Here is a 12,995-nt window from a genome sequence, read left to right as displayed (position 1 = left end):
CGGCCTGCCAGTTTTCGTTTCTCCAGACATGACTCACACTTCAGTCGTCAATCGCCGAATTTCCTCTATGCCAATCTTGAGCAACGGTCCACAATCCCAACGAGCAATGATTCAGTAGCAACGTTTTGACTTCGACATTTCATCTCGACAACTGAGGCCAATTTGCCAAGACACCCCATCACCATCGCCCATCGCGGAGCGTCAGGATATCTCCCGGAGCACACTCTCGAAGCCAAAGCCATGGCCCACGCAATGGGAGCTGATTTTTTGGAGCAGGACGTTGTTCTGACTCAGGATGACATCCCGATTGTTCTCCATGACATTCATCTCGACACCGTTTCAGACGTCGCCACGAAGTTTCCTGGTCGAGCACGCGCAGATGGACGGTTCTACGCCATCGACTTCTCTCTCGCAGAAGTCAGGCAACTCACTGCATCAGAACGGTTCGATCACCAGACAGGAGTCGCTGTCTTCCCAAAGCGGTTCCCGGCACACGTTGGACGATTCACGATTCCGACGCTTGAAGAAGAACTCAATTTCATTCGAGGAATGAATACCAGCACAGGAAGAGAAGCAGGCATATACCCGGAGATCAAACAACCGGCATTTCATCACGCTGAAGGAAAAGACATCACGTCGGTTGTGCTACAGGTACTGACTCGACATGGCTACACCGAAAGAGACTCGACATGCTACGTTCAATGTTTTGATGGCAATGAACTTCGCCGACTGAGAAATGAACTCGGCACGCGATTGAAGCTCATCAAGCTGATGGAAGCTGAGGAATGTCTCGCGGCGAGCCTGACCGATTCCACACTCGCTTCGACATTCAAGACCATCGCGAAATATGCCGACGGGATCGGTCCGTCGATCAGCGGCATATTTCAGCGCGGGGAACAAAACAAGTTCGTTCACACCGCACACACTGCCGGGCTGGTCGTCCATCCATGGACATGTCGCGCTGATGCGCCCCAGGCCGAATTCAGCAGTTTCGAAGACCTGCACCAACGACTGATGCAGGCTGGAATCGATGGTCTATTCACTGACTTTCCTGACCGAAGTCAGGCTCTCCTGCGATCACTCGCGGGTGAGGCATAACGTAACGTCCGCTTTAGTAAACGTCCACCATCTTGATGCATACTGGACGTGAAATTTTTACAACATTCTCTGTTGCAGTCAGTGAACCAGTGTTCTGATCGACGTTGAACAGAACGATTGTGCCACTGTCCTGATTCTCCACCAACATGATGTGTCCGGTGTTGTCGAAGCGGAAGTTGCGAGGAATCTTACCCAGCGTGTCGATGGCACCTGTGAACTTCAACGTTCCATCATTCTGAATCTGATAGACAGCAATGCTGTTTGGCCCGCGATTCGAAACGTACAAGAACTTTCCATTTGGGTGCAGCAAACACTCAGCGGTGCTTCCTTCGTGCGGAACACCTTCTGGCAGCGTCGTGATGGTCTGCAATGTTTTCAGTGTACCCTTCTCAGCGTCGAAGTGATGAGCCATTGCTGTGAAGTTCTGCTCATTGTTGTTGTACGCCCACTTCCCGTTCGGATGAAACTTGAAGTGACGTGGAGCAGTGTCTACGCCAGTGAAATGCGATGGAGTCGAGTGAGGCGTCAACTTTCCGGTCGAGTGATCAAAATTGTAGATCTTCAATTCGTTGATCCCCGCATCCGCCGCAACGACGAAACGCTCATCAGGCGAGAACACGATTGAATGGCCACGTGCTTCCCTCTTCTCATTGTTGTCACTCACATGGTCCACAACGCAGATGGCATCCCCCAGCGAGCCATCTGCCTGAATTGGATAGCTGGCAACGTTTCCACCAAAGTAATTCGCAATCAACAAGTACCTGTCCGCCTTGTCGACTTCGGTGTAACAAGGAAGTCCTCCGTGCGACTCCACCGTGTTCAACAAAGTGAGGCTTCCAGTCGCTGCATCCACTTTGTAAGCAGAGATGAACCCTGTGTCTTTATTCCCTTTGATCTTTGAAGGGACCGAGACCTCACTCACAACATACAGGTGTTCGAATTTCGGATCGAACTGCATGTAGGTCGGATTCTCGATTTTCGCCACCAGCTTTGGCTCTGTTGCCTTCCAGGTGACGGGATCCATCTCGAAGAGATAAACCCCTTCGCTGGTTTCGTTGGTGTATGTCCCGGTATAGACCCGAATCGTTTTCGGTCGAGGAGAATCTGCGGAAACGGTGGAAACAGAAAACAGCCCGAGAGTGGCGACGAGCGCGCCCATCCCGAAGAGAGTCACAAATCGCATTGAGAGCCCTTTCAACATAGAATCAGATCCACAGAAAAGAATCGCCGCACAGATGGCTGTACGGCGATTCGATTGAAACTCAATTTGTCTTATCGGGTTTAGCCAAGAACCACGGTCACACCAGGAGTTGGGATCGGATAAGCTCCGTGCTCATCTGGCAGTGTTGGTGGTGTCGCATCCATTCCGAATTCTGTCGGCATGATGCTGAGACCTTTGTTCAAGGCGTCTTCCATGCTGATGACCTTACCGGAGTAGGTACACATCCGTCCGAGAATTGAAGTCATTGTGCTCATCGCACCATTTTCAGCTTCACTGTATTCTTCGCCGTTGCGAATCGCTGCGAAGAGATCATCGTGCTCAACTTGGTATGGGTTTGGATTCTGTCCGCGGAACCGTTCACCCTTTGAGCCGTCAAACAGACGCTCAACACCGGAACCTGGATTGATGATTCCCTTGGTTGTGTGAACATGCTCGGAGACATCATTCCAGCAGTTTGGAATATGGCGGCACTGGCTCATCATCACGGTTCCGTCTTCGTATGTGAACTCGACAGCGTGATGATCGTAGATTTCGCCGTACTTCGGATCGACGCGAACCTGTCGACCACCCATTCCGTTGGCCTTGACTGGGTAGCCCTTCATGACCCAGTTCCCAACGTCCAGATTGTGGATGTGCTGCTCGCAAATGTGGTCGCCGCACAGCCAGTTGTAGTAGTACCAGTTGCGCAGTTGGTACTCCATCTCGTTCTTGCACTGATCACGTGTGGCACGTGGGTCCCAGACTCCTGGGTTGTTCCAGTAAACGCGCAAAGCACGGACGTCACCGAATTCACCATCGTGAATTCGCTTGATTGTTTCGATGTAGCTCTTCTCGTGATGGCGCTGGAGTCCAACACCGATCTTGAGTCCCTTTTCCTTGGCAATGCGTGCTGACTCGAGGACGCTGCGAACTCCGGGAGCATCCGTTGCGACGGGCTTCTCCATGAATACGTGTTTGCCCTGCTCAACGGCGTAAGCAAGTTGCATCGGGCGGAAACCCGGTGGAGTGGCGAGAATCACAACGTCAACGCCAGCGTCGATGACTTGCTTGTATGCGTCAAAGCCGACGAACTTTCGCGCCTCTTCAACGTCAATTTCCACGTCAGGCTTGCCGGAAACTTCTGCCTGAATTTGGCGCAATGAATTGTCAAGGTGATCCTTGAACATGTCGCCCATTGCAATCAGCTTTGTCTTTCCTGAAGTTTGCAATGCCTGAGCAGCAGCGCCTGATCCTCGGCCACCGCAACCGACCAATCCGATTTTGATCGTATCGTCGCCATCTGCGTAGGCACGGTTTGAAACGCTGTGAAACAACGTTCCTCCCACAGTTGCCGCAATCGATGCTGTTTTTAAGAAGTCACGCCGATTCGGATTTGTCATCGCTCTGTTTTCCTTCGCTGGTAATAATGAACACTGAACCAAAATTGCGATTGAGCAACTTTTCAGAATTCAGGTCCAACGGTACTGGCTATCAGCAAATGCTGTTGACCAACAACCACACAGGTTCATCCACAACCGTTTATTCTGACAAATACTCTGCAGAACTTCACGCATAGGTCATCACTGAACTGGCGAAAATACAGGTGACTGAAAGAAATTCATTTCGCACCGCATCCCACGCAGCTTCTGGCAGTCGTTCCACACACAACCCGATTATACAAATTGACTTACGTGATCAGCTGCACGAAAAGTCCTTGATAAACAAGACAATGTTTCAAGTCCATTTAGCGGCTTGAAATGGAAACTCGATTGAATCTTGGATTACACTTCGACTGAAAAAGTGGCAGCCCCTGACAAAAAATTGGATCGCAATGGCCCACAATCGATCGGTTGAACAGAACAAAGGATCGCAGGGTGAGTTTGAAGTGGCGTTTGCCGCTTCTCAAAGAACTCGCCAGCTTTTCATGGCGATTACAGCTGTACTCGCCCTTCTTGGGATGATCGTCTACGTCGTCTCAATGGACGAAATGATCATTCCCGGAGACCCACAGGGCATCGAAGTCGACGAAAAGGAGGTTCCTGCTTCACCAGCAATTCCACAATCAGCTGTTGATTCGCCTGTTGACTCGGCCCCATAATAAATTCCATTCACCCGTGTGCATGATTGACGCCGATTTTTGTCAGCGAGTGCTCTTTGATGTCAACCAGTCTCTCTCCGACTCAGTGCGGCAAAACTTTCGTCGCGGCAATTCTCGTCAGTCTGCTCGGATTAATTGCCGGCTGCGGGATGGACCTTCCGGCCATTCCTGAGCAAATCACGCAGGAGTCACGCTGGTCCGAGCAATCCGACACACCGGAACTGCTGCGCGGCGATCGCAAAGACGCCACAGCCAATTCGACCACGCTATCACCTCGCGGTGGAACGCCGACGCAGGTGGTGTTTGCCGAAGCTCCCGCTCTGCCGACAGTCGCAGCTTCCAACATTCAGGAGCTTCGAGGGCGTGTAGGCCAGGAAATCATTCTGACGGGCGAGGTAACTCGCGTCGGAAAATCCAGTTCTGGGCACCGTTTCATCGATTTCAAGGGAAATCGTGAGTTCTCAATTTTCGTCTCGTCAGACGATGTCAAAAAGAATTGGACGAATGATCCAGAGACGCTCTATCAAGGGAAATCCGTTTCTGTTCAAGGCACGTTGAATCGACATCAGGACAAACTCCAGATTCAAGTACGGGCCCCCGACGAAATCGAACTGCTTGAGATGCCGCGTGGCCCGCCAATGCTGGTGGCAGGCTCCCCGGAACCCGTTGAGCTCAAGTCAACTGGAAAAAACAAATGGGTCAGTCCTGCTGGGGTCCGCTACGAAGGTCTTGATCCAGATGGAAACACACGAAAAGAGCACGTCTTGCGTCATGCTGAGGACGACCCCGATCGCCCCGGACCGCATGGAGTGTTCGATGGTGGAGAAGACCTGACATTCGCCTGGGTTGACCTCGCCTGGAAAAAAGTGCAATCAGACAAAATCTCCCCCGATACCGAAAGCGGTCGCGATGCCTACACCGTTCCAATGGGACGACGAGTCGGTTTCCTGGGAGGCGAGACTGGTAAACGAAGAAAGAACCCACCTCTGACGACCATTTTCATCGTCGTTAGACGCGGAACTTCCGAAATCATCACAGCGTTTCCCAAATAGAACACTCACCCTAAGGCTCTTCGACGAACATGAAAAAAGCAGCGTCACGCCCCAACATGGGAAACTGCCCGATCTGCGAACAGGGAGTGGTTCATTTTGCGAAGTGTAACCACTGTGAAAAATGGTCAGCGATCTGTGATGAATGCGAAGCCATCTGGGCAGACCCCGAAGTCGTATTCGACAACAAACCGTCCAGCTACCACCCTGATTGCCCACACTGCGGCAAAACCGTAGACAAATGGATCTTCGGAAACAAAACACAACTCACTAAGGCGGGATTCGGCTCTCTCATCACGAAAAAGACCCGCTAAAAAGTATCATCAGCGAGATTGACTCTCCACAGCAATAATCGCAGACAACTGACGCGTTCTTGCCCGCTTTCGTCCTCGCTCGGACTTCTGCAAGAACTTGTGAATTAGGCACTTTTCACAATGCGTAGCTGATGTTTGATGGAATTGACTTGATTACAATTTCGTCCTGCTGCCCCTCTCCCCTATTTCAATCCAGGAATACTCACGCATGAAAAGTCTCGCCTCTTCACTGCTTGCCATCTGCTTACTGGCAACTTCTTCTGTGATCGCTGCTGAGGAAAAACTCTCCTCCGGTGCAACAATGACAAAAGTTGCTCAGCGGTTCATCGCGACACTCACTCCCGAACAGAAGCAAGCGGTCGTTCTGGATTTCAACGACCCGGCCAGACAAGACTGGCACAACATTCCGAAGGAACATCGTAAGGGAATTCAATACCGCGATATGAATTCAGAGCAACAAGTGCTCTGTTATCAACTACTCGACGCAGCACTCAGCGATGACGGTTTCGACAAAGCTGTCACAATCATGGCGCTCGAACACAACCTTCTGATCGGCGAACGCGAAAAACAGGGAACCCCGTACCGAGACTCTGCACGCTACTTCCTCACGATCTTCGGCGAACCTGCGAACGACTCAACATGGGGCTGGAGCTTTGAAGGTCACCATTTCTCTCAGAATCTGGTCATCAAAAACAACGTCGTCGTCGGAGATTCACCTAGTTTCTGGGGTGCCTGCCCAGCGACGGTCATCACTTACATTCCGGGCGGTCCGAAAGTCGGCACACGCACACTCGCCAATGAAGAACAATCTGCATTCGAACTCGTCAATTCACTCAGCGCCTCACAGAAAGCCACGGCAGTCATCGCAGAGACGGCCCCTGGAGACTACCGCAATGCAGGAAATCCTGTCCCTCCAGTTTCGAATCCCCCAGAAGGAATCTCCGCTTCAGAACTGTCCGCCGAGCAGAAGGATCTTCTCTGGACGATCCTGACCACTTACAACAGCCATCTTGATGAAGATTTTGCAAAAACCCGACTCGATGAGATCAAGGAAGCGGGAATTGAAAACATTCACTTTGCATGGCTGGGGGCAACTGAACCCGGAGTGGGACACTGCTTCCGTGTACAAGGTCCGACATTCTCACTGGAACTGATCAACGTTCAGCCAGATCCAGCCGGAAACATTGCCAACCATATCCATTCTGTTTGGCGCAGCTCGGTCAACGACTTCGGCCAGAGCGCTGCAAAGTAGTCAAACGGCGTCTGTTTCGAGACGAGAGAGCTCCGCACACACTGCGGAGCTTTCTTTTTTGACTTCATCCGCAGCGAGCAACTGACTCAAACATGAATAACCGAGTCAGCAAAATGCGAAACGCTCATGCAGTTCCGGAGAGCGTCGAGCCAGAAGCGAAGTAGCACCACTGAATGAAAAGAGCCCGGCGATTTTCATCACCGGGCTCTTACTGAGTAGCTTGCGTTACTCAAACCAGATTAGTACTCACGAACACCTTCTGGCAAACCGCGTCCGGTGTTGTTGACTCCACCGTAGTTACTGTTTGGAGCAGCGTGTGGGTTGCTCAGGGAGTGGAAACCACGGTCGCTTCCGTTCCCGACATTGTAACCGTTGTAGTTGATGTTGGAGTGACCAGCTGGGTTGAAGTTGGTGTTGTAATTTGGAGTGTAGTTCCCCAAGTTGTAATTGTTATTGTTGTTTGCTGGCAGGAAGTTGATTGGAGCCTTGTTCCCCGCACTATTCCCAGTCTGATTCGTAGCCATCTGTCCAGGAGCACCGTAAGCGATGACCTGTCGAGCTGTCTGCACGTCGCTGTCGTTGTTGCTCACCCGTCCCTCAGCAGGAGCTGCTGTTGGGACGTCAGGAGCGACTCCTGCACCAGCCATTTCACGTCCTGATGGAGAGTAAAACTTGGCTGTCGTCAACTTCAGGATTGCTGGAACGGAGTTCATTGGGAAGTGAGTCTGAACAGTTCCCTTTCCATATGAATTCCGACCGACAATCACACCTCGTCCATTTTCCTGAATCGCTGCTGCGAAAATCTCGCTGGCACTTGCAGAGTTATCGTCAACAAGAACCACTAACGGCACACTCCAGGTCTTTGGCTGAGAAGCTGTCGATGTGGAGTTGTCAGATGCGTTTCGACCCTTTGTGGAGACAATTGTTCCTCGTGGGAGAAACATATCCGACATTTCGATGCAGACGTCGAGCAATCCTCCTGGGTTACCTCGCAAGTCGAACACCAGGCTCTTCATTCCCTGATTGTGGAGAGTGAACAAAGCCTTTTCCAAATCCTTTGCAGAAGAAGCCGAGAATTGCTTGAGTCGGATGTAACCCACTCCGTTCACAGTATCGATCATTTTGGTCCCAGCCACACTTCCGACGTAGAAGCTACGACGAACTGCTGCACCTCGATACTTCTGCCCATTTCGTACGATGTCCAATGTGACCGAGCTTCCAGCTGGACCAGCCAACTTGTCTGCAATCTCGTTCAAACTCTTTCCAGCCATGCTCTGCTGATTGATTGCGACAATCAAATCGCCCTCCTGAAGTCCAAGTTGTGCTGCTGGGCTGTTCTCAACAATACCAACCAGCTCCACCCCTTGTGCATGTGCCTTCAATTCAACTCCCAAGCCGACGATATTCTCTTCGAGAGAAGCTGTGACGGTCGCACTGTCAATCATGGCTCCGTTACTCGCCGAACCACTTTCTGGCATAAAGGAAGAGTACTTGTCCAAGGAATCCAACATTCCGTTCAAGAACTCAAGTGCAACCGCTTCGCGTCGAATCCCTGTTCCTCGGTTCACAGTTTCAGCAACTGTCTGCATTAACGCCACAGCCTGATTTGTGTCTCGAGCTGGCTGATTCATCAGCTGCTGGAGCTGTCCCTGTACGTTCTGAATCCCCTGAACATTGATACTTGCATTGCCTGCCCGAAGAAAGTGCTCGTTGTTGAGAGCGTAAATCACGTTCTGAATCGAGCTTCTGGATCGCATTTCGACTGCAGGCGGATCAACGTGTCGCTGATCAACCATCTGAGATGCTTCGCGGTAAACGGTCACCAACTGATTCATGCTTGTTCGTGCAAGAAACCCTTGCATCTTTGCATCCGTCGCTCGGTTGGTGATCTTCGCGTTGGAAATCTCAACCGGGTTCTGGCTATCCCCGTATGTTGTCTTCAAGGGGACAACATCTTCACGAGCCCGAGGTATGCCGATTCCATTTTCGTTCATCGCTTCGTGGCGAACTTGCACGAAACTGTTGCTGATGACGTCATTTTCAGATGTCACAGGAACCAGTGCAGAGCTGGTATTGATTGGCTCGGAAGCATTCAGAAATCCGCAGGTAACAACCAGAGTCATTACCATTGCGAGGACGAAAGAGCTGTTCGAATTATTGTGTGTCGTCTTCATAGGAGTCATTCCAGTGAGAAGTGTTTCAGGTCTGTAATCAGCGTCAATGAGTCGTTTTTGAAATTTAGTGGGCGACAAGTGAATTTTTTTGTTCTTCGCCGTCACAAACGGCCTTTTGGAGTGCCGCCAGGATCTCGCCTCGAAGCACTCGAGTGGTGACTGGGGCTTCAATTCCGATCTTCGCTTTGCCGTGACCGCATGAAATCACTTTGATTACAATCGAGTCACCAATTCGAATCGTCTCATCCTTCTTACGTGTCAAAACCAACATAATCGCGTTCCTTGTCCTTGGAATTTTTGACAAATTTCATCAAGTCTTGGCAGTTTCACTGAACTTGTCTTTGTCGCTGCCATCTGAAAAGACCTAATGCAGAGAGCGTGCCATTTCCAAAAACAACAACAGAAATTTAAACGCAACCACTTACTAAAAAACAATTAAAAATTATTTTCAACACCACGAAAACATTGGCATTGACAGAAATCGAAGAACTTCTTTGTAAGCTTGAAGCCCTTCTTTCTCACAAATTGGCGACATTACAATTTGACACGACATCGATTTGGAGACATTCGGCAATCACTGCCGAATGGTAGACGAAGCTTCTGTCCACGACAGGATGACACAACTGAACGGGCGTCTCCTCTTTTGACGAAAACAAACAGTTGCATCTATAGTCGCTACTTCACCTGGAGAGGTCACCCCCATGAACATGCGGATTGGACTAGGACACGACACCCATCGCCTTGCGCCGGAGCTTCGGCTCGTGATCGGCGGGTTAGAAATCCCGCACGAAAAGGGATGCGTCGCTCACAGCGACGGCGACGTCCTCCTGCATGCCCTGACGGACGCCATTTTGGGAGCGCTCGCATGGGGAGACATTGGCGAGTGGTACCCGGACACCGATCCTGCATACCGCGGGGCGAACTCAGTCGCACTGCTTCAAGGTGTGCTCAACAAAGTTTTCAGCGAAGGCTGGAAGATCGGAAACGCAGACTGCATTGTCTTCGCCCAGCGTCCGAAGCTCTCTTCGTTCAAAGACCCGATTCGAGCCGAACTTGCCAAGCTCTTAAAAGTCGACATTTCGCAAGTGAGCGTCAAAGCGAAAACAGGTGAGAAAGTGGGCCCGATCGGCCGCGAGGAAGCGATTTCCGCGGAAGTCGTCGTCCTTCTCTTCCGTGATACAGGTAATTGACTCCGCCCGCTGCACAAACTGTATTAACGACTTCTCCAGAAAAGCTGATCACAAAGCCCCAACTTCTGGCGGACGTCGTTGACATCGTCCCGAAATCGCCGAGCGTCCATCGGATAACCTCGCGTCGGTTTCACTCCTGGACACAATTTCTCCCAGTACTGATTCAAAAGATCCATCGATAACTCTCGCAGATACTTCGCGATAATCGACGCACAAGCGACCGGTAAATGCGATTCTCCACCGACTTGAAAGCGCAATTCAGTGCATCCCACACGATACCGGCTCATCTGCTGGCCCTCTTCCAACCTCAGAATCATCTCCCCATCCATCACACCCGCCAAGAGTTCATCATACCGATTCCGACCGCCGTGCTTGTCCCCAACGAAGAGAGTCGGCACAGTCTCTCCTGGATCCCACGTCGACCGAAGTAATCGAAAGGCGTTCTGCGACAGCACTTGTCCTTTGTTATTCGAGAATCGCTCCACTTCCTGATTGAATCTCTCCTCAACGATGAGATCGCCTCGCACGTCCAGCAACGTTGCCCCCGAGATCTCCATGCAAGACTGCAATTTCTGCATCATGCCGCGAATCACCGATGCTTCAGCAGCGACGGGAAGCTTGAGATCGTCGACATACCAGGGGGCCAAATGCTGGACTTGCTTGTCATAGGCTTCACCCCCAATAAGTTGCCGCCACAATCCTTGAAACGTGTCTGTCTTCCACCCCAACGACTGCAATAACGTCAATGCGGAAGTTTCCAAGGCGCGGAACCCGTGCTTACCAACATGCACAACCTTCGAATCCGCGATGTGCAATTTCTGCCCGAGCCGATCCCTGCTCACACTCACGATGCCCTGAAGCAACTTATAAAGCTCGCATTGCTGAGGCACCTCTGGGAGCGCCCAACGAGTGGCGACGATCACGAGTGGCCCGAGATTTGGGCCATAGCCAGCTTCATCCATGCCAACAAAAAGCCCCGCAACTCCTCCGACATCTGCATTCTGATTCATTTCAACGGAAACCTTCATACCCAGCAAACTTCGTGAATCACAGCCATATGAACAGCAAACGATCCACTATTTTCCAATGCAGAATCGACTGAAGATGCGATCCAGAATGTCGTCGGTATAAACTTGACCAAGAATTCGGCCCAACTGATCCAACACGTCCCGCAGTTCTAATGAAATCAATTCATCTCCCGCTTGAATCTCGATCAGTTCGAGAGCCCGTTCAATTCCCAACAACGAATGTTGAAGGCTTTCACGACACCGCGCAGCGGTTGCCCCGATCAGTTCGGCGTCACTTCGAGCACTGGATAAATGCTTGACCACACCATCAAGCATTTCCTCTAAACCGATCTCTTCCTGAACCGAAACCGACAGGTCGTCCAGTTTGTCAGCATGCTTATTTGTCGATGATTGGTCCGCCTTCGTCCGGACTCTCAGCACCTGCGTGGCCACTTCCCGACACTGCAAATAGAGCTGTTCATCGGATTCCAAACTCTCAGGATTATCCTCAGCGGAAGTACACCAGACAACCAAGTCAGCACGTTGAAGTTGATCAGACCGAAGTTCCGCGGCAGCAGCTTCGATCCCGTCTCGTGCCTGCTCCCACCCCGCAGTATCAATCAGTTCGAAAGTGACCCCAGAATGGGATACAGGGGCAGACAGATAATCGCGAGTGGTACCCGCAATCGGGGATACCAACGCCGCCTCTTTACCAACCAGTCGATTGAACAGCGTGCTCTTCCCCGCATTGGGGAGCCCTGCGAGGACGACCTTCTTTCGCCCATGTGATTGCATGCGTCCAGAAGCTTGTAACAGCAACGCCGAGATCATCGAATGGGCTGCGTTCAGCCTTCTGGTCAGTTCTTCACGGGCAACGAACTCAATGTCTTCTTCAACAAAATCCAACCCAGCTTCCAGATCAGCGAGATGCAATAACAATTCTTCCCGCAAGTCAGCCATACGAGTTGAAATCCCACCCGCCAGCTGCGCGAGTGCGGTTTTGAGTTCTCCAGAATCACCTGCATCAATCACGCCAAGAACAGCCTCCGCCTGAACCAGATCAATTCGACCAGCCAGGAACGCACGTAACGTGAATTCCCCTTTTTCTGCAGGTCGTGCTCCGTTCACAAGAATCTTGGCGAGCACTTCATTCAACAGCGGTGGAGAGCCCACAAGATGTAGCTCACCCAGAGTTTCTCCAGTGAAGCTACGAGCGGTTGGCCAATAAAGAAGGTCAGCCGGAATCGAGACGCGTCCATCCCCGACAGGAATGAGGATTGAAATTCTCCGGGATTGCTTTTCCCGATTCCCCTGCCAGCTCTCTGTCATCAGGAGCTTATTCAGGACAGCTGGAGTGTCGGGACCGCTCACGCGAATGATTCCCCGGAACGCTGGACCGGGAGCGGAGGCAATCGCAGCAATTGTATCGTCCAGCGTGAATCTCATCGCACTTCAGGCTTTTTCGGAGTAACACATTTCCTCGCACAAAAACGCGAGCAAGCGGAAAGCATCCCACATTTTTCCGACAGAAACCAGCAGACCAGAAGCGATTTTGGCCCAGCTATAAGCGCAGAAGTGCTCCAAAGTAATCTTGATGCAACGGCACAAGACT

Annotated in this window: 11 protein-coding genes; 5 read left to right on the top strand and 6 right to left on the bottom strand. The window is 51.4% G+C overall.

Features of this window, described 5'->3' with window-relative positions; genetic code table 11:
* Nucleotides 1-162: 162 nt before the first annotated feature.
* Complete coding sequence (gene glpQ / locus SH668x_RS08285; protein ID WP_437188224.1) at nt 163-1,098, top strand: glycerophosphodiester phosphodiesterase; 936 nt, start codon at nt 163-165, stop codon at nt 1,096-1,098.
* Between the two features lie 13 nt (nt 1,099-1,111).
* On the opposite strand, the gene SH668x_RS08280 is transcribed toward glpQ, so the two are convergent.
* On the bottom strand, nt 1,112-2,299 hold the full coding sequence (locus SH668x_RS08280; protein WP_437188223.1) for a lactonase family protein: 1,188 nt from the start codon (nt 2,297-2,299) through the stop codon (nt 1,112-1,114).
* Nucleotides 2,300-2,379: 80 nt separating this feature from the next.
* Nucleotides 2,380-3,699 (bottom strand): Gfo/Idh/MocA family protein, encoded by a 1,320-nt coding sequence (locus SH668x_RS08275; RefSeq protein WP_437188222.1) that lies wholly within the window; start codon nt 3,697-3,699, stop codon nt 2,380-2,382.
* Nucleotides 3,700-4,130: 431 nt separating this feature from the next.
* Here SH668x_RS08275 and SH668x_RS08270 point away from each other — a divergent pair, with 431 nt between their 5' ends.
* From SH668x_RS08270 to SH668x_RS08260, 3 genes are all read left to right on the top strand, one after another.
* Nucleotides 4,131-4,397: a hypothetical protein gene (locus SH668x_RS08270; RefSeq protein ID WP_437188221.1), complete on the top strand. Its 267-nt coding sequence runs from the start codon at nt 4,131-4,133 to the stop codon at nt 4,395-4,397.
* Nucleotides 4,398-4,456: 59 nt separating this feature from the next.
* Nucleotides 4,457-5,449: a hypothetical protein gene (locus tag SH668x_RS08265; RefSeq protein ID WP_437188220.1), complete on the top strand. Its 993-nt coding sequence runs from the start codon at nt 4,457-4,459 to the stop codon at nt 5,447-5,449.
* 519 nt (nt 5,450-5,968) lie between these two features.
* The gene (locus tag SH668x_RS08260) at nt 5,969-7,012 is read left to right on the top strand and encodes a DUF3500 domain-containing protein (RefSeq protein WP_437188219.1); all 1,044 of its coding nucleotides are present in this window, start codon (nt 5,969-5,971) and stop codon (nt 7,010-7,012) included.
* A 239-nt stretch (nt 7,013-7,251) separates the two neighbouring features.
* Here the strand turns inward: SH668x_RS08260 and SH668x_RS08255 are convergent, their stop codons facing one another.
* Together SH668x_RS08255 and SH668x_RS08250 are read right to left on the bottom strand one after the other, a co-directional pair.
* A complete protein-coding gene (locus tag SH668x_RS08255) occupies nt 7,252-9,186 on the bottom strand; it encodes a S41 family peptidase (RefSeq protein ID WP_437188218.1) in 1,935 nt (644 codons plus the stop codon).
* A 64-nt stretch (nt 9,187-9,250) separates the two neighbouring features.
* The gene (locus tag SH668x_RS08250; protein WP_437188217.1) at nt 9,251-9,457 is read right to left on the bottom strand and encodes a carbon storage regulator; all 207 of its coding nucleotides are present in this window, start codon (nt 9,455-9,457) and stop codon (nt 9,251-9,253) included.
* A gap of 430 nt (nt 9,458-9,887) precedes the next feature.
* Between SH668x_RS08250 and ispF the strand changes: the two genes are divergently transcribed.
* Nucleotides 9,888-10,376 carry a 2-C-methyl-D-erythritol 2,4-cyclodiphosphate synthase gene (ispF, locus tag SH668x_RS08245; RefSeq protein WP_437188216.1) on the top strand — a complete coding sequence of 163 codons (489 nt, stop codon included), beginning with the start codon at nt 9,888-9,890 and terminating at the stop codon, nt 10,374-10,376.
* Between the two features lie 23 nt (nt 10,377-10,399).
* Here ispF and SH668x_RS08240 read toward each other — a convergent pair whose 3' ends face one another.
* Both SH668x_RS08240 and SH668x_RS08235 read right to left on the bottom strand, forming a co-directional pair.
* Nucleotides 10,400-11,404, bottom strand: coding sequence for a hypothetical protein (locus tag SH668x_RS08240; protein WP_437188215.1), 1,005 nt, complete (start codon nt 11,402-11,404; stop codon nt 10,400-10,402).
* Between the two features lie 48 nt (nt 11,405-11,452).
* Nucleotides 11,453-12,829, bottom strand: a complete 1,377-nt coding sequence (locus tag SH668x_RS08235) for a tRNA modification GTPase (protein ID WP_437188214.1) — start codon at nt 12,827-12,829, stop codon at nt 11,453-11,455.
* Nucleotides 12,830-12,995 lie beyond the last annotated feature (166 nt).

It is taken from the genome of Planctomicrobium mucosum (assembly GCF_051466335.1).
In the GTDB taxonomy this organism is placed as follows: domain Bacteria; phylum Planctomycetota; class Planctomycetia; order Planctomycetales; family Planctomycetaceae; genus Planctomicrobium.
The sequence above is the reverse complement of the archived record's forward strand: the minus strand, read 5'-3'. Positions and strand labels throughout refer to the sequence as shown.